This is a genomic window from Streptomyces sp. NRRL F-5123, assembly GCF_000721495.1.
Taxonomy (GTDB): domain Bacteria; phylum Actinomycetota; class Actinomycetes; order Streptomycetales; family Streptomycetaceae; genus Actinacidiphila.
In genome coordinates this window covers 39,742-59,174 of record NZ_JOHY01000043.1, presented here as the reverse complement: position 1 = coordinate 59,174, position 19,433 = coordinate 39,742, and the positions used below count along the sequence as shown (strand labels likewise).

14 protein-coding genes are annotated in these 19,433 nt (G+C 75.1%); 4 read left to right on the top strand and 10 right to left on the bottom strand.

The annotated features are described in order from the left end of the window. Positions 1-111: 111 nt before the first annotated feature. Both IH54_RS0127715 and IH54_RS0127710 read right to left on the bottom strand, forming a co-directional pair. Complete coding sequence (locus tag IH54_RS0127715; protein WP_031521904.1) at positions 112-3,567, bottom strand: DNA polymerase III subunit alpha; 3,456 nt, start codon at positions 3,565-3,567, stop codon at positions 112-114. 162 nt (positions 3,568-3,729) lie between these two features. Further along, positions 3,730-4,986 (bottom strand): MFS transporter, encoded by a 1,257-nt coding sequence (locus IH54_RS0127710; protein WP_043182453.1) that lies wholly within the window; start codon positions 4,984-4,986, stop codon positions 3,730-3,732. Positions 4,987-5,058: 72 nt separating this feature from the next. Here IH54_RS0127710 and IH54_RS0127705 point away from each other — a divergent pair, with 72 nt between their 5' ends. After that, complete coding sequence (locus IH54_RS0127705; RefSeq protein WP_063762388.1) at positions 5,059-5,673, top strand: ArsR/SmtB family transcription factor; 615 nt, start codon at positions 5,059-5,061, stop codon at positions 5,671-5,673. A gap of 4 nt (positions 5,674-5,677) precedes the next feature. Here the strand turns inward: IH54_RS0127705 and IH54_RS0127700 are convergent, their stop codons facing one another. The 5 genes from IH54_RS0127700 to IH54_RS0127680 all read right to left on the bottom strand — a co-directional run bounded on the left by IH54_RS0127700 (position 5,678) and on the right by IH54_RS0127680 (position 11,833). Further along, the gene (locus IH54_RS0127700) at positions 5,678-6,712 is read right to left on the bottom strand and encodes a helix-turn-helix transcriptional regulator (RefSeq protein ID WP_043182451.1); all 1,035 of its coding nucleotides are present in this window, start codon (positions 6,710-6,712) and stop codon (positions 5,678-5,680) included. A gap of 144 nt (positions 6,713-6,856) precedes the next feature. Next, positions 6,857-7,849, bottom strand: coding sequence for a S1 family peptidase (locus IH54_RS0127695; protein ID WP_078862572.1), 993 nt, complete (start codon positions 7,847-7,849; stop codon positions 6,857-6,859). Positions 7,850-8,216: 367 nt separating this feature from the next. Continuing rightward, positions 8,217-8,960, bottom strand: a complete 744-nt coding sequence (locus IH54_RS41955; RefSeq protein WP_031521892.1) for an LLM class flavin-dependent oxidoreductase — start codon at positions 8,958-8,960, stop codon at positions 8,217-8,219. Next, positions 8,957-10,099 carry an LLM class flavin-dependent oxidoreductase gene (locus IH54_RS0127685; RefSeq protein WP_078862571.1) on the bottom strand — a complete coding sequence of 381 codons (1,143 nt, stop codon included), beginning with the start codon at positions 10,097-10,099 and terminating at the stop codon, positions 8,957-8,959. Before IH54_RS0127685 ends, IH54_RS41955 begins: the two co-directional genes overlap by 4 nt. A gap of 414 nt (positions 10,100-10,513) precedes the next feature. Beyond that, complete coding sequence (locus tag IH54_RS0127680; protein ID WP_078862570.1) at positions 10,514-11,833, bottom strand: DUF5685 family protein; 1,320 nt, start codon at positions 11,831-11,833, stop codon at positions 10,514-10,516. Positions 11,834-12,279: 446 nt separating this feature from the next. Between IH54_RS0127680 and IH54_RS0127675 the strand changes: the two genes are divergently transcribed. Both IH54_RS0127675 and IH54_RS0127670 read left to right on the top strand, forming a co-directional pair. After that, entirely contained in the window at positions 12,280-12,729 is a 450-nt protein-coding gene (locus IH54_RS0127675; RefSeq protein ID WP_031521885.1) for a cell division protein SepF, read from the top strand. A gap of 174 nt (positions 12,730-12,903) precedes the next feature. Continuing rightward, on the top strand, positions 12,904-15,099 hold the full coding sequence (locus tag IH54_RS0127670) for an MMPL family transporter (RefSeq protein WP_031521883.1): 2,196 nt from the start codon (positions 12,904-12,906) through the stop codon (positions 15,097-15,099). A gap of 29 nt (positions 15,100-15,128) precedes the next feature. On the opposite strand, the gene IH54_RS0127665 is transcribed toward IH54_RS0127670, so the two are convergent. Further along, positions 15,129-16,322, bottom strand: a complete 1,194-nt coding sequence (locus tag IH54_RS0127665; protein ID WP_031521881.1) for an acyl-CoA dehydrogenase family protein — start codon at positions 16,320-16,322, stop codon at positions 15,129-15,131. 461 nt (positions 16,323-16,783) lie between these two features. On the opposite strand from IH54_RS0127665, the gene IH54_RS40300 reads away from it, so the two are divergent. Beyond that, on the top strand, positions 16,784-17,731 hold the full coding sequence (locus IH54_RS40300) for a phosphatase PAP2 family protein (RefSeq protein WP_078862569.1): 948 nt from the start codon (positions 16,784-16,786) through the stop codon (positions 17,729-17,731). A 150-nt stretch (positions 17,732-17,881) separates the two neighbouring features. On the opposite strand, the gene IH54_RS0127655 is transcribed toward IH54_RS40300, so the two are convergent. Together IH54_RS0127655 and IH54_RS47970 are read right to left on the bottom strand one after the other, a co-directional pair. Further along, entirely contained in the window at positions 17,882-18,070 is a 189-nt protein-coding gene (locus tag IH54_RS0127655) for a hypothetical protein (RefSeq protein WP_031521876.1), read from the bottom strand. Positions 18,071-18,655: 585 nt separating this feature from the next. Next, positions 18,656-19,354 carry a transglycosylase family protein gene (locus tag IH54_RS47970; protein ID WP_078862568.1) on the bottom strand — a complete coding sequence of 233 codons (699 nt, stop codon included), beginning with the start codon at positions 19,352-19,354 and terminating at the stop codon, positions 18,656-18,658. Positions 19,355-19,433: the final 79 nt, after the last annotated feature.

Genomic DNA, 19,433 nt, shown 5'->3' with positions numbered 1-19,433 from the left:
CCGCCTGCGGGCCGGCGTCCCCGGAGACATGCGCGAACGCCTCCGGACGCGCCTCCGCCGGGGCCTCCGGCCGGGGCCCCGGGCGGCCCTCCGGACGGCGGGGCGTGCCCGTCATCCCGCGCTCCCCGGGCTGCGGTGGCCGAGGCGGCGCAGGTCGGCGGTGCGGGTGCCGGCGGGCTGGAGGTCGGCGTAGGGGTGGAGGCGGGCGCCGGCCGTACCGTCGGCAAGGGTGCGGCCGGGCGGCTGCGCCGGGGTGGGCTGCGGGCTGTCCGCACCGAGCAGCGCGAGGGCGGCCTCGGGCCCGTCGTCGCGCCGGGTGGCGGCGACCTTCTCCAGGTCCCAGGCCATGGTGCCGACGACCGTCCGGCGGGTGCCGCGGACCTGGACCGTACCGCGCACCAGCAGCAGCCCGGAGTGGAAGACGGTGTGCGCGCAGGCCTCGTGGGAGTCCTCGAAGAAGGCCAGGTCCACCAGCCCGGAACCGTCCTCCAGGGTCACGAAGATGATGCGCTTGCCACTTGCGATCGGCGGGGTCTGGGTCGCGGCGCGCACCCCGGCGACCAGGACCTGGCGGCCGGGAGGGAGGGCGGCCAGATGGGCGGCGTCGGTCGCGCCGATCTCCCGCAGCAGCCGGTGGTGGTGCTCCATCAGATGGCGGGAGACGTCGATGCCGAGGGCGTCCAGCTCCGCGCCGAGGGCCTCCCGGCCGGTCAGCTCGGGCACCCCGCTGGGTTCGGAGCCGCCGATCGCGCCCGTGTCGAGCGGCAGCTGGCCCTCGCCCGCGGTGCGGACGCGGGACTGCCGGTGCAGCTCGGCGATCTGCAGCAGCAGGTCGCGCCGGGTGAGCCGGCCGTCGTGCAGCGCGTCGAGCGCGCCGATCTCGGCGAGCCGCTCGGCGACCGGGCGGCTGGGGCGGCCGCGCTGCCAGAAGTCCGACAGCGAGGCGTACGGGCTGCCCGCGGCGATCCGCCCGCACTCCTCCGCGGTGATCCCGCGGACCCCGGCCAGCGCGAGCCGCACGCCCCAGCGCTCCCCCTCGGCCCGCTCCACGACGTGCCCGGCCCGGGAGCGGTTGACGTCGACGGGCAGCACGGGCACGCCGCCCCGGCGGGCGTCGGCGACGATGACGCGCTTGGGCCACATGCCGGGGTCGTGCTCCAGCAGACCCGCGAGCAGGAAGGCCGGGTAGTGCGCCTTGAGCCACGCGGACTGCAGGGCGGGTACGGCGAAGGCCACGGCGTGCGCGCGGCAGAAGCCGTACGCGCCGAAGGACTCGACGGTGGCCCACACCTCGTCGCGGACCCCGGCGGAGAAGCCGCGGGCGGCGGCGGCGCGGTGGAACCACTCCCTGATCACCGGGAGCTGCTCCTTGTCGCCGAGCAGCCGCCTGCCCACCTCCGCCCGGTCCCTGCCGCAGCCGGTCATCACGTCCAGCGTCTCGATGACCTGCTCGTGCCAGATCGTCACGCCGTAGGTGTCGGCGAGCACCGGTTCCAGGGCCTCGTGGGCGTAGTGCGGGTCGCCGCCGTGCCGGGCGGCGATGTAGCGCTCGGGCATGCCGCCCTGGACGGGGCCGGGGCGGAAGAGGCTGATGTCGGCGATGACGTCCTGGACGTCCCGGGGCTGGAGCCGCGAGAGCAGGTCCTGCTGGCCGGGCGACTCCAGCTGGAACATCCCGATGGTGTTGCTGGCCTGGATGAGCTTGAAGGCGAAGACGTCGTCCAGCGGGACCTGCCGCGGGTCGTCCAGGTCGACACGGTCGCCGGTGGCGCGCTCGATCTCGGCGACGGCGTGCGCCATCGCGGACTGCATCCGCACCGCCAGCACGTCGAGCTTGATGTTGCCCAGCGCCTCGACCTCCTCCTTCGCCGCCATCGCCATCGGGTAGTCGCCCTGCGGGGTGGGCTGCACCGGCAGCCGGTCCAGCAGCGTCGCGTCGCTGATGATCACCCCGCACGGGTGCATGGCCATGCCGTGGACGAGGGAGTCGAGTCCTTCGGCCAGCTCCCACAGCGGCCCGTACCGCCCGGCCTCGGCGGCGAGGGCGCGCAGTTCGGGGAGTTCGGCGAGGGCGCTGGTGATGTCGGCCGCCCGCAGGTGCGGGAAGCTCTTGGCGATGCGGTCCACGTCGTGCGGCGGGATGCCGAGCGCGAGCCCGGTGTCGCGCAGCGCCCTGCGGGCCCGGTAGGTCTCGGGCATCGCGGTGACCGCGACCCGCTCGTGGCCGAAGCGGCGGAAGACCGCGTCGTACGCCTCCAGCCGCCGCGCCGACTCCACGTCGATGTCGATGTCGGGCAGATTCCGGCGGCGCTCGCTGAGGAAGCGCTCGAACAGCAGGTGGTGGTCGAGCGGGTTGGCGGTGGCGATGCCGAGGGTGTGGCAGACCATCGACCCGGCGCCCGAGCCGCGGGCGGCGACCCGGATGCCCAGCTCGCGGATGTCGGCGACCACCTGCCCGACGGCCAGGAAGTACGCGTCGTAGCCCAGCGCGCCGATGATGCCCAGCTCGCTCTCCAGCCGCTCCCGCGCCGCCGGTTCCCGGTCCAGGCCGCGCCGCTCCAGGCCCGCGGCGCAGCGCCGCCGCAGCTCGTCGCGCGCCCCGCCCGGGGCGGCGCCGACGACCTCGGCCTCGGGGAAGTGCCGGGCCCCGAGCCCCAGGTCCGCCTCCGGGTCGAGGCGGCAGGCGGCCGCGGCCGCGGCGGTGTCGGCGAGCAGCCGCCCGGCCCGGCGCGGGCCCGCGCCGGCGCATTCGGCGACCCGCTGCGCGATCCGGGCCATCTCCGGCTCGTCCTTGAGCCAGCGCTCCCCGCCGTCGAGGCGCCGCCGGTCGACGGGCCGCAGCAGCCGGGCGGCGTCCAGGACGTCGGCGAGCCGGTGCTGGTCGGGGTCGGCGTAGCGGACGGCGTTGGTGAGCACCGCGGGCGTACGGGTGCGGTCGGCGAGCGCGAGGGTACGGGCGGCCAGCCGCAGCGAGCCGGGGCCGGTACCGGGCCGGCCGTGGACGACCGCCTCAAGACGCAGGCCCTCGCCGAAGATCTCCCACCAGGGCCGCAGCAGCGCCACCGCGACGTCCTCCCGGCCCGCGGCCAGCGCGCGCACCGGCTCCGACACCGGCCCGAGCAGCGCGGTCAGGCCGGCGCCGCCGTGCTCGCGCAGCGCCTCCCACGGGACCTCCACGGGCGCCGCGCCGGACGCCGTGCCCGCGTGAGCCGCCGAGGTGATCCGGCACAGCCGCGCCCAGCCCTCGCGGTCGCGGGCGAGCAGCGTGAAGCGCAGCGGCGGTTCGACGACGTGCGCCCCGCCGCGCACCGGGGTGCGCCGGGGCCGGTCGGCGGGCGGCGGTGGGGCGAGGGCCGCGACGGCGAGGTCGATGCCGAAGACCGGCCGGACGCCCTGCTCGGCGCACGCCCGCGCGAAGCGCACCGCGCCGGTCACGGTGTCCCGGTCGGTCAGCGCGAGGGTGCGCATGCCGCGCTCGGCCGCCCGTGCGGCGAGTTGCTCGGGGTGCGCGGCGCCGTACCGCTCGGAGTAACCGGATGCGACATGCAGATGCGCGAAGCCCGCCATGTCGCACCTCCACTGCCCCACCCCTTTTCGGCCAGTCGTCCGAACGTCTCTCGTACGTTCGTTCGATTAGCGTATCGCGGTTGCCCCAGGTCAGCGAGCCGGAGCAGGGCACAGCAGCGGATCCGGCCGCCGGAAGGGACGGCCGGATCCGGACCTTGTACGTCATCTCCCGGGCGGGGTGGGCGACTTGGCGCCGGTCTCCTCGCCGCGGGGCGCCGGGAGATTTCCGTCACGGCGGCCGGTGCGCGGGCGGCGCAGCAGCAGGAGCCACGCCGTCAGTGCGCCGGCCACCGCGGCCCCGGCGAGCTGGATCCGGTAGTCGGCGAGCGCCACGAGCCCCGCGCCCAGCCCGGTGGCGAGCGCGGTGGGCCCGAAGACCACCGTGCCCGCGGCGGCGGCCACCCGGCCGACGAGCGCGGGCTCGGTGTGCTGCTGGACGGCGGTGAAGGCCGCGACGATCACCCACGGCAGCCCGATCCCGATCGCGACCGCCCCGCCGAGCACGGTCGGCAGCGACGGCACCACCCGCATCCCGGCGCCCGCACTGAACAGCAGCAGCCCGGCGGCGGCGAAGACCCGCTCCGGCATCCGGCGCATGACGGCGCCCGCGGCGATCCCGGCCACCACCGAGCCCGTGCCCTGCACCGCGTAGATCACGCCGACGAAGGCCGGCGGGCGGTGCAGCCCCGCGTCGACCAGCGCGTAGGTCGCGGCGCTGCTGATCCCGGACAGCAGCAGGGCCACCCCGCCCGCGCCCACCAGCCGCACCAGCAGCGGGTTGCCGCGCAGCGCCCGTACGCCCGCCGAGGTCTGCTCGCGCCAGGACCCGGCGGTCGGCGCGGGCGGCTGCTCTCGCACCCGCAGGGCCGCGAAGGCGAGTGCGGACAGCGCGAAGGTGACGGCGTCCAGCACTGCGACCGCGCCGCCGCCCCAGCGCACGAACAGGCCCGCGCCGGCCAGCGGGGCGAGCAGCTTCATGCCCTCGTTGACGGTCATCCGCAAGCCGTTGAAGTCGCCGCGCAGCTCGGCCGGGACGGCACTGACCACCAGGCCCGCCTGGGCGGCGTCGCACAGCACCGACCCGACGCCGACCGCGGTGAGCACCACGAGCAGCAGCCACACGTCCCCGCCGGCGCGGACGGCGAGCAGCGCGGGCAGCAGCACGGCCAGCGCCGCGTTCACCGCGACCAGCAGCGGGCGCCTGCGGAAGCGGTCGGCGGCGGTGCCGAGCAGCGGCCCGACGAGGGTCGGCGCCCACACGCACGCGTTGACCGCGGCGGCCAGGCTGCTGGAGCCGGTGAGCGTCTTCACCCACACGCCGGCGACCAGCATCATCGCCGAGTCGCCGAACCCGGAGACCAGGACCCCGCCCAGATACGTCGCCGCGCCGCGGTCGCGCAGTACCTCCCGTACGGACATGACCGCCAATCTATTGCTTGGGAGTCGAAGGGAACACCCCACCCCCGGAAGCGGAAGCGGTGTAATGGGCGTATGAGCACCACAGACCCCTTGCTCCGGGCCCTCGCCCACCCCGTACGGCTGCGCATCGTCTCGCTGGTCTGGAACGTCCCGCTGTCCGCGGCCGAGCTGTCCCGCGAGCTGGGCATCTCGCACGCGCTCGCCAGCCAGCACCTGCGGCGGCTGGACGCGGTCGGGCTGGTCGAGCTGGCCGAGGTGCGGGAGAAGCGGGGCGGGCGGGAGCGCCGCTACCGGGCGGTGCACGGCTCCCCGCTGTCCGACCAGCGCCACGAGGGCGCCCGGCTGATCGCCGAGGCCATGGCGCACAACCTGCGCGAACGCGCGGGCCGGCGCGCGCCGGGCGCCGAGGGCGTGACCACGGACGCGGAGCTGTGGGTCGCGCCCGCGGTCTGGACGGGCTTCCGGCACCGGCTCGCCGCGCTGTTCGAGGAGCTGCACGACGCCGCGCAGGCCCCGCACGCGCCGGGCACGGTCGGGATCGGCGTGACGGCGATGGTCCTCCCGCTGGCGGAACCGGAACCGGAGCAGGGGCGGGAGCAGGGGCAGGGGTCGGAGCACGGGCGGGGGTCGGAGCAGGGGCGGGAGCACGGGCCGGGGCCCGGCCCCGCGTCCACGTCAGCGTCCTAGCCGGCTAGCCCGCCGCGCCCTGCGGTCCCGGCGCGCCCTGCGGTCCCGGCGCCTCCTCCGGAGGAGGCGCCGCCGCCCGCTCCTGCGACGCCCCGGCGGCCCGGACCAGCCGGTCCGCCACCTCCCGCAGCCGCACGGTCAGTTCCGGTGGCTCGATCACCTCGAAGTCGACCCCCAGCATGCCGACGTACATCGCGAGCGCCTCCAGCGTCTCGGAGCCGGTGCGCAGCTCACACGTCCCGTCGTCCAGCACGGTGACCGTGCCGAAGCCCGTCCAGCCGTTGGACTGGAGGAAGTCCGGGGCCGCGTGCAGCACGATGCGCGCCTGGTAGCGGTAGACGCTCTGGGTGACGCCCCTGGCGACGTACGACGCGGCGTCCCCGGGCAGCTCGCGCGGGGTGAAGCGCGGGCCGGTGGGCGTCCTGGGCTCGATGCGGTCGGCCCGGAAGGTGCGCCAGTCGCCGCGCTCGATGTCGTAGGCGAGCAGATACCAGCGCCGCCAGTGGTGCACCAGGCGGTAGGGCTCGACGCTGCGGCGGGTGGTGCTGCCGCCGTGGTCGCGGTAGTCGAAGCGCAGCTGCTCGTGGTCGCGACAGGCGGCGCCGAGCGCGGTCAGCACGTCCTGGCCGACGTTCGGGCCGGGGCCCGGCGGCTGCACGGTGACGGCCTGCATCGCCTGGACGCGGTGCCGCAGCCGGGACGGCAGGACCTGTTCGAGCTTGGCCAGCGCGCGCTGCGAGGTCTCCTCGATGCCCTCGACGCTCGCGCGCGCGGCGGTGCGCAGGCTCAGCGCGACGGCGACCGCCTCCTCGTCGTCCAGCAGCAGCGGCGGCAGCGCGGCCCCGGCGCCCAGCCGGTAGCCGCCGGCCGTGCCGGGGGCGGCGTGCACGGGGTAGCCGAGCGCCCGCAGCCGCTCGACGTCCCGCCGGACGGTCCGCGCGGTCACGTCCAGCCGCTGCGCCAGCTCGGGCCCGCTCCACTCGCGGCGGGACTGGAGCAGCGACAGCAGGCGCAGCAGCCGCGCGGAGGTTTCCAGCATGCCGCCAGTCTGCCAGCGCCCACCGACAGCCCCCGGGCCACCCGGACCTGTACGCGTACGGCCCTGGGCAGCGGTACGCCCCCGCTGCCCAGGGAAACAGCGGGGGCGCGACTGGTGGCGCGCGGGGGCGCTACCGGCGGACCGTCAGTAGACGCTGACGCCGTACGCGCTGAGCGCCTCGGTGACCGGCTGGAAGAAGGTCGTGCCGCCCGAGGAGCAGTTGCCGCTGCCGCCCGACGTCAGGCCGATGGCCTTGGTGCCGTCGTAGAGGGAGCCGCCGCTGTCGCCCGGTTCGGCGCAGACGTTGGTCTGGATCAGGCCCGAGACGATCTCGCCGTTGCCGTAGTTGACGGTGGCGTTCAGCGCCTGGACCGTGCCGCTGTGGACGCCGGTGGTGGAGCCGCGGCGCGTGACGTGCTCGCCGACGTAGGCGTTCGCGGCGCTGGTGATGTCCTGGCTGCCGACGGTGCCGTCGTGCGCGACGGAGGTGTCGTAGCGGACGATGCCGTAGTCGTTGCCGGGGAAACTCGTGCCGAGCGTCGGGCCGATGTACGAGCCCGCGCTGGTGTAGTAGTCGGGGTAGCCCTCGGTGCAGTGGCCCGCGGTCAGGAAGTAGTAGGTGCTGCCGCTGCGGACGTTGAAGCCGACCGAGCAGCGCCACTGCGTGGTCAGGATCGGGTCGCCGCCGGAGAGCAGCTTGCTGAAGTTGCCCGCCACGCGGTTGACACGGACGGCGTCGCCGTAGCCCGCGGTGGCCTTGACGAGCGCGGACAGCTGGGCGTCGGTCACCCGGCTGTCGGCGTTGACCTGGAGGGTGTCGCTGCGCGGATCGACCGCCCAGGAGGTGCCCGCGACGTCGGCGGACTGGGCGGCGTCGGCGGCCTTCGCCAGCTGGGCCGAACTGTGGGCGACCAGCCGCGGGGTCGCGCCGGCGGAGCGTACGGCGTCGGCCGCGGAGGTGCTGGTGACGTTGACGACCGAGGTGCCGGTCGCGCTGTCGTAGTACGACCCGGCGGTGCGGTCGGCACCGAGGGTGGCGGCCAGCGAAGCGGCTGCCCCGGGGGAGGCCTCGGCAGCGCCGGCGGCAGGGGTGAGAGCGCCGGCGGACGGGACTGCGAAGGCGGTCGCGGCGAGCATGCCGCTCGTGACGGCAAGGAGTTGTATGCGTCGGGTGGACTTCACTCGATCCTCCTGTGGGGATGGAGGTGGCTCTTGTCGGTGCTGGTCGGTACCCGTCATTTTTTGACGATGTACTGTCAAGAACGCACAGATGAGCGGGCGCGCTCCCAATCTGACGGGCACTGATGGGAGTATTCAGGGCCCACAGGGAACACACAAGAGGGCCTCGACCTCGGAAACCTCCCCGTAACGCATGCACACCGGCGGTCCCAAACGCGCCCGGCGCACCAAGAGTTGACACGCCCCCCAGGCACGCGCCTCCGCACCCCTCCCGCACGCCCGGCGCACTCCCCGGCCTCCCGCACCCGCCGACGCCGCGCGCCGCTCAGCCCACCGGCCGCGGCAGCCCCAGGTGTTCGCGCAGCGTCGTCCCCGTGTACGCGGTGCGCAGCGACCCGCGCTCGCGCAGCAGCGGCACCACCTGCGCCACGAAGGCGTCCAGGCCCGCGCCGCCCGCCGCCGGGTCGGGGGCCAGCACGAAGCCGTCCGTCGCGGCGCTCTGCACCTGCGCGTGCAGCCGCTCCGCGAGGCCCCGCGCACCGGACTCGTCCCCGCCGGGCCCGGCCGCGGCGAGCGGGCAGAGGTCGAGCCGGGAGAGGACCCGTACCCGCCGCCCGCGGCGCCGCACGCCGGGCGCCCGGCCGGTGAGCAGCACCTCGGGCGTACCGCCGAAGTCGACTGCCACCGGCCGCCCCTGGGGTCCGGCGGGCTCGCCGGACCGGCCGGGCGGGCCGCCCGCACGCCCGCCGCTGAGCCGGTCCAGCACGGCGAGCCGGCGCGCCAGGTCGTACGGCGCCCGATCCGCGGCCCCCGCCGGGAAGGCCACGGCCAGCCCGATCCGCCCGGTCAGCGCGGCCAGCGCGTGCAGCACCGTGACCGGCTCGGGCCCGCCGCCGCCGTCGAGCAGCACGAAGTCGAACAGCGCGCGCTCGGCGGCCCCGGCGAGCGCGGCGCACACGGCGAAGTCCGGCGGCGCACCGGCCCCGCTGCCGCCCCCCGCGGGCAGCAGCACGGCCAGGTGCAGCGGCCGTACCCCGCCGCCCCGCGCGCCGGGCTGACGCCCGGTCACGACCCCGCCCCGGTACGGGCGCCCGCGCGGCCCCCGAGGGGCGGCAGGGGCGCGGCGACCGGCCCGGTCCCCGCCCGGTGCAGGCCCAGGTGCTCGCGCAGCGTCGAACCGGGGTGGAAGGAGCGGAAGAGCCCGCGGTGCTGGAGCAGCGCGGCGGTGCCGTTGACGAAGCGCTCCAGGTCGCGGCGGGGTTCCACCGGGCGGACGTGGAAGCCGTCGACCGCGCCCTGCCGCTGCCAGTCGGCGATCAGGTCGGCGAGGTCGACCGGGCCGCCGCGGAAGAGCACGCCGCCCGACGCGTCCGCCGCGAGCGCGATCTCGGCGCCCGGCTCCGGGCCGCGCTCGCCGCCGCAGAGGTCCACCGCGAGGTCGGCGAGCACCGGCAGCGGTTCCGGGCCGCGCCCGGCCTCGGCGGCGAGCGCCTGCACCTCGGCCCTGGCCAGCCCTGCGTCCTCGGGGCCCGCGGCGCGGACGAAGGCCAGGTCGGCGTGCCGCGCGGCGATCCGGCGGGCGGCGGGCTCGGTGGCGTCCAGCACGGTGACGGGCGCGGCCCGCGGCGGCAGCGGCCCGCCGGGGGCGCCGTACATCCGCCGGACGGCCTCGGCGGTGTCGCCGGCCGCCCGCCAGAACGCCTCGGGTCGCAGCGGCCGCGCGCGCCCCCTGGCCCGCGGGGCGGGCGCGGCCGGGACCTCGACCGTCCAGCCCGCCCGGCCGCGGCTGACCCAGTCCAGGGCGGCCAGCGCGGAGGCGATGGCCGACGGGTCGGCGGCTTCGGTGCCGGACGCGAGGACCGCGGGCACCACGCCGATCCGGTCGGTCGCGGGCGCGACCCCGGCGAGCAGCGCGACGGCGTCCAGCAGCCCGCCGCCGGCCGCCCCGGGGCCGAGGGTCACGAAGTCCAGGCCGCCGGCCTCGGCGAGCCGGGCCAGCTCCCGGTGGTACGCGGCCTCCTGCGGCGGGCTGCCGCCGCCTATCGCGGCGGCCAGGTGCAGGGTGCGGCCGCGGGTGAAAGGGGCGGCGGGCGGCGGCGCGGCGAGCCCCGGACGCGGCGCCGGGGGCACCGCGGAGGCGGAGGCCGAAGGCCCGGAGGGACCGGAAGGAAAGGAGCGGAAGGAGGGAAGCGAGGTGTGGGCAGGCATGCGAAGGCTCCGTCGACACGCGGAAGAGGCACGGGCGGGTGCCTTCACACAGAGCCGTCGCGTCCCTCAACGCGACTGGGCCACCAGGGCTTCACAAGAGGCTAAGCCGCCGAAGTGACCCGCTGTCAAGCATGTCCAGCTTGTGGACATGGCATCTCGGCACGTTGACGGATCGTGGTGGCGGCTGCTGCACTGTGGCCATGCGCAGCTGCCGGCTCGTCACCCGCGGCCACATCGACCTGTGTCGAGTGTGGTCGGCCTCGTGTTGCGGCCACTGACCCGCCTCGACGGATCACCCGCCTTCACACAGCCGGTCTCGCTCCACTCCCGCCCCTCCCTCGGGCGATCCCGCGGGACGCGACACCACCGCAGGCGCCGCCCGCCCCGTCCGTGACCCCGCGGGCGGCACCGGTGTCAGCAGTCGCAACCGCAATCGCAACCGTCACAACCATCGCAGCAGTCACAACAATTGCAGCAATCGCCGCACCCGCTGCAGTCGCCGCAGTCACAGTTGTTGCACCACGGCTCCTTGCGCTCGTGACTCCACGGGTTCTCGTGCGTCGCGCAGCACATCTGGCAGGTGCAGAAGAGCCCGGTGAAGACCAGGCACCCGGCCAGCAGCCCGCGACGCCGCGGCGGTCCGGGCGGCGGCGGGAAGCCGCCGGGAATCCCGGGACCGCCCGGGGCGTACGGGCTCTGGCCCGGATAGGCCGGACTGCCGGGCGGGTTCGGCGCGTACGGGTTCGGTCCGAAGGGGTTGCCACTGGCCTGGACGCCGCCCGTCCGGATGCCGCTGTCGTGCACGGCGATCCCGGTCGCGGCGCCGTCCGCCGCCTGCGCCTCGCGGTGCGAGGGGTGGGCGCAGCTGCCGCCGCCGAACACCCGGTCCACGGACCGTCCCAGTTCGTGGACGAGCAGCACATGCGTGAGCCGCCCGGAGGCGGAGCCCGCGAAGTCGGTGTCGCGCAGCGCGAGCCGGATGCCGTGCAGCGCGTCGTCGCACAGCCGGCGGGCCTCGGCCAGGTCGGTACCGGTCGCGGTGAGCGGGTTCCAGGCGCCGGTGCGGGTGTCCTCGGCGAGGTCCTCGACGGCGTCCAGCAGGTGGGCGAGCCGTCCGAAGAGCCGTCCGGCCTCCTCCAGCGGCGCCTTGTTGCCGGGGCGTCCGGCCAGGAAGGCGGTGTGCCCGAAGGCCGCGGCGGTCGCCGTCTCGGTGGGCTCGGTGACAGCGAGCAGCGGGGTGCCGGGGCCGACCGCGGCCTCGATCGCGCCCTGCCGGCCGATCGCGTCGACCAGCACCGCCGTGTCGAAGCCCAGGTCCTCGCCGGTACGGGCGCCGGCCCGGTCCCAGCGGCGGGCGACCCCGCGGGCCGCGGCGGCGACCGGGCGCCGCGCGTAGGCGCCGTCCCGGTCCTCGACGTGGTCGCGCATCTTCGCCGACGCCAGCACCAGCGACACCGCGGCCGCGAGCCGGGCGCCCTCCCCGGTGGCGACCGGCGCGGTGCGCATGCCGCGCAGCGGGCACGGTCCCGCGGTGCGGCGCTGCTGCCCGGCGTCCGCGGCCGTCTGCGCCTCGACGAGGACGGAGATGATCAGACCGTCGTAGTTGGTGGCTATTCGCGCCACCTGGCCGTGGCCGTCCCGCAGCGCCAGGCACAGCCCGCACAGGTGGGCGACCCACGAGGCGGCCATTCCCTCGGACATTCGGTGACGGCACGGCCTGATGATGCCGAACATGCATTCCCCCCGCTGACCCCGCGTGCCCCGCAATTCCCGCGGGTCACAACCGAACTCGGTTCACACTCGCTCAAGCTCGCATGAAGTGAGCGCTGGTCATGTTAACGCCTGTCGGATCATCCGCAGAGAATGCATCATGGTGGTCCGCCCGCATCCGCGCCGCACCACCGCCGGCACCCCGTCGGCGACGACGCCGGCGTCCTGGCCGGTCAGCCCCGTGCGGGGCCGTTCGGCCGCACGCGTCACCCGGACGTGAAATGCGTTCCCATCGGATCGTCACCTTCCCTACACCTCCGGCAGCCTGACGGTACGCCACTATCGTGTGTGCCAGTACCGTCACAACTCGCCCGAGTGGCGGCTATCCGCTTGGCGGACTATCCACTTCATGAACGACGATAGGACCTGCGGACGGACGGTACTGACCGCGTGCGAGAGAGGAGGCGTCCATGGGATCGGTTCGACGGGCGAGTGCCTGGCTGGGCCTCGTCGACGACAACGGCGGCGAGGGTTACTACGACGAGGAGTACGCCGACTACGGCGAGGGCTCCCAGTCCCAGCGTGTCGACACCTGGGTGACCGATCCGCGGGTGCGGATCGCCAGCGAGGCCGCGCAGGAACAGGGCCGGCGGATCGCCACCGTCACCCCTGACGGCTTCCGGGACGCGCGCGGCATCGGCGAACTCTTCCGGGAGGGCGTCCCGGTGATCGTCAACCTCACGGCCATGGAGTCCGCCGACGCCAAGCGCGTCGTCGACTTCGCCGCGGGCCTGACCTTCGGCCTGCGCGGCTCCATCGAGCGCGTCGCCAACCGGGTCTTCCTGCTGACCCCCGCCGACTACTCGGTGCTCAACGCCGACGACCGTCGCGGCGGCGACCGCTTCTTCAACCAGAGCTGAGCAGGGCTCTCACCGGACCGCGCGGCGCGCGTCCGGTGGGAGTCCTGCCGTGCCCGCGCACCAGCGGCCGCACCGGTGCGGCCGACCCGCCCCCCGCCCGCGGCCTGTTACGCGGGCAACTCCCGACATATCAGCGATAATCGGCACAATTCCCGCCCTCGTGACGGAGGCGCCGTGCCGACCGCTCCCCCACCGGCCCCGGCCGGTTCCTCTCCCGCCCCGGTCCCCGGTCCGCGGCAGCCAGCCGGGCGGCTTGCCCGGCTGGGCGCCTTCTGCGCCCGGCACGCCGGCCGGGTCGTCCTGGTGTGGCTCGTGGTCATGGCGGCGGCGCTCGCCGGACGGCACGTGGTGGCCCCGACGTTCAGCGACCAGATCACCCTGCCGGGCACGCAGTCCGACACCGGCGCCGACCTGCTCGCGGCCTCCGACCCGGCGGCCGCGGCCCCGAACGGCCTGGTCGTCTTCCACACCACGAGCGGCACCGTCGCCGACCACCAGCAGTCCGTGCAGCAGGCCGTCGGCAATCTGAAGGCGATGCCGCACGCCACCGCCGCCTCGGCCCTGGTCACCAGCTCCGACGGCGCGACCGCGTACACCACGGTCTCCTTCGACGAGCCGCTCAAGGAGCTGGGCCACGGCTACGTCGACCGGCTCGACACGGCGACCGCGCCCGCGCGCTCCGACGGCGTGCAGGTGGCGTACGGCGGCGGTCTGGACCAGGTGACCACCGCGCCGGCGAACGATCTGAAGAGCGAGGTCGTCGGCATCGCCGTGGCCCTGGTCATCCTGCTGCTGGTCTTCGGCAGCCTGCTCGCCGCCGTCCTGCCGCTGGCGTGCGCGCTGGTGAGCGTGCTCGCGGGCATCGGCGTGGTGGGCATCGTGGCGGGCGCGGTCACCTTCGCCACTGCCGCGCCGACGCTTGCCACCATGATCGGCCTCGGCGTCGGCATCGACTACGCGCTCTTCCTGACGACCCGTTTCCGGCAGGACCTCATCGACGGCCGCTCCCCCGCCGACGGGGTCGCGCGCACCTGCGCGACCAGCGGCCACGCCGTCCTGGTGGCCGCGACGACGGTGGCGGTGGCGCTGCTGAGCCTGTACGCGTGCGGGCTGACCTTCATCGGCAAGCTGGGGCTGGCGGCGACGATCGCCGTGGTGGTGACGGCCTGCGCGTCGCTGACGCTGGTGCCCGCGGCGCTCGCGCTCGCCGGCCGGCACATCGACCGCTGGACGCTGCGCCGCCGCCCGGTGGCCGAGACGGCGGGCGACAGCGACGCCTGGCACCGCTACGCGGCGCTGGTCTCCCGGCACGGCGCGGTCATCCTGTGCTGCGGGGTGGCGCTGCTGGCGGTGCTCGCCGTGCCGCTGTTCTCGATGCGGCTGGGCCATGTCGACGACGGCGCCGCCGAGTCCGGGACGACCAGCAGGACGGCCTTCGACCGAATCTCCGACGCGCGGGGGCCCGGCTTCGGCCCCGGCGCCAACGCGCCCTTCACCGTCGTGGTGGACGTCGGCCGCGCCACCGTGCCGGCGAGCCAGGTCGCCGACGACGTGGACACGGCGCTCTCCGGCACCCCGGACGTGGCTGCCGCGACGCCGCTCCAGCAGACCTCGGACGGCAAGCTGCTGGTCGGCACGCTCACCCCGACCGGCGACCCGCAATCGGCCGCGACCGGCGGACTGTTCAACGCGCTGACCCGGCACGTGCTGCCCGGCGCGCTGCACGGCACGGGCGCCCGCGGTTATCTGACCGGCATCGCGCCGAGCCAGTTCGACTTCCGCGACACGGTGAAGGACCGGCTGCCGGTCATCATCGGCATCGTGCTGCTCGCCGCCTTCGTGCTGCTGATGACGGTCTTCCGCAGCCTGGTCGTCCCGCTCAAGGCGGTGGTGCTGAACCTGCTGACGACCGGCGCCTCGTACGGCGTGCTGACCGCGGCCTTCCAGTGGGGCTGGGCGACGGGCGCGCTGGGGCTGCCGGAGGCGGTGCCGATCGAGTCGTACGTGCCGATGATGATGTTCGCGATCGTCTTCGGGCTGTCCATGGACTACGAGATCTTCCTGCTGTCGCGGATCTCCGACGCCTGGCACCGCACCGCCGACAACACCCGGTCGGTCGGCGCGGGGCTGTCCGCGACCGGCCGGGTCATCTCCAGCGCGGCCTTCATCATGACCGCGGTCTTCCTGTCCTTCACCGTCTCGCCCACTGTCGTGGTCAAGATGCTCGCGCTGGGCCTCGCGGTGAGCGTGGTGCTGGACGCCACGGTCGTCCGGCTGCTGCTGGTGCCGTCCACGATGTTCCTCATGGGCCGGGCCAACTGGTGGTTCCCGCGGCGGCTGGACCGCGTACTGCCGCGTGTCCACATGTAGACACGCGGCAGTACGCGGCCGGGCGGGCGTCAGCCGCGGAAGGCGTCGATCCCGGTGAGGGCCTTGCCCAGCACCAGCTGGTGCATCTCGACCGTGCCCTCGTAGGTGAGCACCGACTCCAGGTTGGTGGCGTGCCGCATGACGGGGTATTCCAGCGAGATCCCGTTGGCGCCGAGGACGGTCCGGGCCGTGCGGCAGATCTCGATCGCCTCGCGGACGTTGGTGAGCTTGCCGAAGCTGATCTGCTCGGGGCGCAGCCGCCCGGCGTCCATCCGGCGGCCCAGGTGGTGGGCCAGCAGGATGCCCTTGTGGAGCTCGACGGCCATGTCGGCGAGCTTGGCCTGGGTGAGCTGGAAGCCGCCGATCGGGCGCCCGAACTGCTCGCGCTCGCGGGCGTAGCTCAGCGCCGCCTCGAAGCTGGCGCGGGCGGCGCCCATCGCCCCCCACACGATGCCGTAGCGGGCGTGGCTGAGGCAGCTGAGCGGGCCGCGCAGCCCGGTGACCTCCGGGAGCACCGCGGAGCCGGGCAGCCGGACGCCGTCCAGGACGAGCTCGCTGGTGACGGACGCGCGCAGGCTCCACTTGTGGTGGATCTCCGGGGCGCTGAAGCCGGGGGTGCCGGCCGGCACCACGAAGCCGCGGACGCCGTCGTCGGTCTGCGCCCACACCACGGCGACCCCGGCGACCGACCCGTTGGTGATCCACATCTTGCGGCCGTCGAGCACCCAGTCGGCGCCGTCCCGGCGGGCCCGGGTGCGCATTCCGGCCGGGTCCGAGCCGTGGTCGGGCTCGGTGAGGCCGAAGCAGCCGATGACCTCGCCCGCGGCCATCCTCGGCAGCCACTCCCGCTTGTGCTCCTCGGAACCAAAGCGGTGGATCGCGTACATGGCGAGCGAGCCCTGCACCGACACCAGCGAGCGGATGCCGGAGTCGGCCGCCTCCAGTTCGAGGCACGCCAGCCCGTACTGGACCGCACTGGCCCCCGCGCAGCCGTAGCCGGTCAGCTGCATGCCGAGCGCCCCGATCGCGCCCAGCTCGCGCGCGAGGTCGCGGATGCCCGGCAGCTCGCCGCGTTCGTACCAGCCGGCGATGTGCGGCAGCACGCGGTCGGCGGCCCAGGCCCGTACGGTGTCGCGGACCGCGCGGTCCTCGTCGCTCAGCAGGTCGTCCAGGCCCAGCGGGTCGTACGGGTCGAAGGGCGGCAGGGCGGAAGCGGGCGGCATGGCAGGGGACCTCCGGCCGGAAAACTAGCAGTGGTAACGACGGCCAGGCCGACGTTACGGACCAGTCTTGCCCGCGTCCAGGGCCCGGGGACGGCGGCGCGGCCGCACTCACCCGGCCGCGGTCCGGCCGCAGCCGGCCGCTGCGGCGGCGGCCACTCCCGGTCACCGGCGTCCGCTCAGCGGACGGGAAACCGGTGAGAAAGATGAGGGAAATAAGCGATAAATAAGAAGACGCTCATGTGAGTATCACCACCTCTGGGTTAACCGCCGGTCCCCGACCGCATTCCCGCGAAACCCCGTGCGCCAAAGGGGTGGTGAGACGCAGTCCACATCACATCGTCATTACAAAGCAGGCCTATCGGCCGACCTGTGCCGTCACACGCTGTAACGTCAATTGGGTGCGTACCGATGACAGGCTCCACCGCGCTGCGGAGCACCCGACCCGCCGCGCCCTGGGCCGGATGAGTCGAACACGCGTATGGCTGTTCGGTGCGACGCTGGCCGTGTACGTGGCCATCGTCGTGGGCGTCCTCACCACGTCCAAGCTGGTGACGCTCGACTGGCAGGTCATGCTCTGGCGCCCCTACAAGCAGTGGCCGCAGATCCACGCCTTCCTGGACTACTTCGTGGTCCTCGGCCAGCGCGGCCCCACGGCCGTGATGGTGCTCGCGTGGCTGAGCTGGCGGGCGTGGCGCCGCCGGACGCTGTACCCGCTGCTGGTGCTGGGCACCTCCCTGCTGCTGCTGAACATCACCGTGGGGGCCGTGAAGTACGGCCTCGGACGGCTCGGCCCCCATTACGCGACGACCGTGGGATCGGCCGAGATGTTCGCCGGCGGCGACATATTTCCCTCGGGTCACACCGCCAACGCGGTGGTGACCTGGGGCGTTCTGGCGTATCTGGGCACCACGCCGCGCGCGCGGCGCTGGGGCTCGATCGCGAGCGCGCTGCTCGCGCTCGGCGTGGGCGCGACGACGGTCTACCTCGGCACGCACTGGGTGAGCGACGTGCTCCTCGGCTGGGCGGCCGGCCTCCTCATCCTGCTGGCGCTGCCCTGGTTCGAACCGGCGATGGCCTCGGCCGAGGCCCGTCTGACCGCCGGGTGGGCGCGGCTGTTCCACCGCGGGAGCCGCCGTAATGCCCGGTCGCTGACCGCGGTCCCGCTCGGCGCGCTCGCCCGCGCGGACGGCGACGACGACGGCCCGGACGACACGTCCGCAGCCCGCCTGCCGGTCACAGCGAAGGGCCCGCACGCCGCGGCCCGTCCGACCGCGGCCCGGCAGGCCCCCGGACGGCACGAGCGCACCACCACGACCCCGGCCGGCAGCCGCCGCCCGCAGAGCGAGCACCCGCGCTCGGCGGGCCCGCTGGTCCACCAGCAGGCCCGCGGCCGCGGCGTCGCCGGCTGACCTCGGCGCTTTTCGCGCTTTTCCCTCCCCCTTCCCCGCTTTTCACCCCTTTCGACCGGCTCCGGGCCGGGTGCCCCGCCCTCGCGCGGTACGGCACCCGGCCCGCGCCTGTGTACGGGGCGCGCGGGGTTCCTCCGGGACGGAGCCGGCTCAGCCGGTCCAGCAGCGGACGACGCGGCCGCCGTCGACCGTGAAGTTGAGCCGCCCGACGACGTACTCCATGGTCACGACCGCGTCCCGCGGCAAACTGCGGACCGGCCGCCAGCCGCGCTCGTACGCCCGCCGCTCGGCCTCCCGCTGCGGCAGGCCGACGTAGGCGTCCAGGTCGTCGTCGGGGATGCCGCCGGGGAAGGGCTGCGCGGGAGGGCCGTCCCGGGACGGCTCGCCGGGGCGGGAGTCCTCGGGGCCGGGGCCTTCGGGGCGGGGGCCGTGGGCGTCTTCGGAGTGCGATGCGGGGGCCATGCCTGCCACCGTAGGCCGCCGTCGCGCCGCGCGCCGCCCTGCCCCGCGGGGAGCTGCCGTGTTCGCGTCACGGATCGTGCATCGCGGACATTGCGCCGAGGTGAATAACTCGGGCCGGAAATTCCTGTGCACACGATTTACACACAACTCCCTGCAATGCCCACCGTCCGCGGCCGACCGCTATAGGGGACGGATTGCCATTCGGACACCCCGCAGACTCCCCGGCGGCCGGTTGCCCGCCGGCCGTTCACCCGGGCCCGACGAGGCGGATGCGGGGTATCGGGCGGGGGAATTCCGCGGTGCCGGCGGGCGCCCCGGGCCCGGGGCCCGGTGCCGCCGGGCCCCGGCGGCACCGGGCGTTCAGCAGGGGTTCAACCGGGATTCAGGTAACGGGCCGGAGGCGTGCGGAGAACGGGTGGCCTGCCCGGCATTCCGCGCAGCCTCCGGGACGCACCGCGGAATTCACTTCAGGCTGAGGAGAGTGCCGGGGATCAGCTTGTCGGGGTCGGCTCCGACGGCGTTCTTGTTCAGGGCGTAGAGCTTCTGCCAGCCGCCCGGAAGATCCTCGGCACACGCGATACCGGTCAGCGTCTCGCCGGCCTTGACGGTGTGCACCGAGGTCGCCCCGCCGCTGAGTCCGAGCCGCTTGGAGCACACCGGCCAGGCTCCCCAGCCCTGCTCCCGCAGCACGGCTTCGGCGACCGCGATCTGCTGCCCGGGGGTGGCGAGGTCGGCCCGCCCGGCGTACTTCAGGCCGCCGAACGCCTCCCAGGTGGGCTGCCAGAACTGGAGGCCGCCGTAGAAGCCGTTGCCGGTGTTGATGTGCCAGTCGCCGCTGCTCTCGCACAGGGCGAGGTCGTCCCAGACGGAGCGGGTGCGCGGCGGCGCCGCCGGGACGCCGGACGGGGGGCCGGGCACGCCCGCGGTTGCCGGGACACCGGTCGCCGCGCCGTTCCGCGGGGAGGCCGCCGGGAAGCCGATCGCGGGGAGCCCGGTCGCGGGGGCGCCGCCGAGCACGGCCGGCGGGCGCGCGGGGACGGGCGCCTGCGCGGCCGCCGCGGGCTGGACGGCCAGCGGCAGGACGGCCACGGCGCCGAAACCGGCGACGGCTGCGGCGCGTTGACACCTCGACACATGACGATAAGACGATTTCTCGCTCATCGGCCCACGCTAAGCACGCGTTCCCCCGCCCCCGCCGGAGCCGCGCCCCGTGCCGCGCCCCGGCGCACCCGTTCGGCCC

Excerpts from the sequence above, each read along its gene's own strand:
- IH54_RS0127715 (WP_031521904.1), bottom strand. The coding sequence starts at position 3,567 with ATGGCGGGCTTCGCGCATCTGCATGTCGCATCCGGTTACTCCGAGCGG.
- IH54_RS0127710 (WP_043182453.1), bottom strand. The coding sequence starts at position 4,986 with ATGTCCGTACGGGAGGTACTGCGCGACCGCGGCGCGGCGACGTATCTG.
- IH54_RS0127705 (WP_063762388.1), top strand. The coding sequence starts at position 5,059 with ATGAGCACCACAGACCCCTTGCTCCGGGCCCTCGCCCACCCCGTACGG.
- IH54_RS0127700 (WP_043182451.1), bottom strand. The coding sequence starts at position 6,712 with ATGCTGGAAACCTCCGCGCGGCTGCTGCGCCTGCTGTCGCTGCTCCAG.
- IH54_RS0127695 (WP_078862572.1), bottom strand. The coding sequence starts at position 7,849 with ATGCTCGCCGCGACCGCCTTCGCAGTCCCGTCCGCCGGCGCTCTCACC.
- IH54_RS0127685 (WP_078862571.1), bottom strand. The coding sequence starts at position 10,099 with ATGCCTGCCCACACCTCGCTTCCCTCCTTCCGCTCCTTTCCTTCCGGT.
- IH54_RS0127680 (WP_078862570.1), bottom strand. The coding sequence starts at position 11,833 with ATGTTCGGCATCATCAGGCCGTGCCGTCACCGAATGTCCGAGGGAATG.
- IH54_RS0127675 (WP_031521885.1), top strand. The coding sequence starts at position 12,280 with ATGGGATCGGTTCGACGGGCGAGTGCCTGGCTGGGCCTCGTCGACGAC.
- IH54_RS0127665 (WP_031521881.1), bottom strand. The coding sequence starts at position 16,322 with ATGCCGCCCGCTTCCGCCCTGCCGCCCTTCGACCCGTACGACCCGCTG.
- IH54_RS40300 (WP_078862569.1), top strand. The coding sequence starts at position 16,784 with ATGAGTCGAACACGCGTATGGCTGTTCGGTGCGACGCTGGCCGTGTAC.
- IH54_RS47970 (WP_078862568.1), bottom strand. The coding sequence starts at position 19,354 with ATGAGCGAGAAATCGTCTTATCGTCATGTGTCGAGGTGTCAACGCGCC.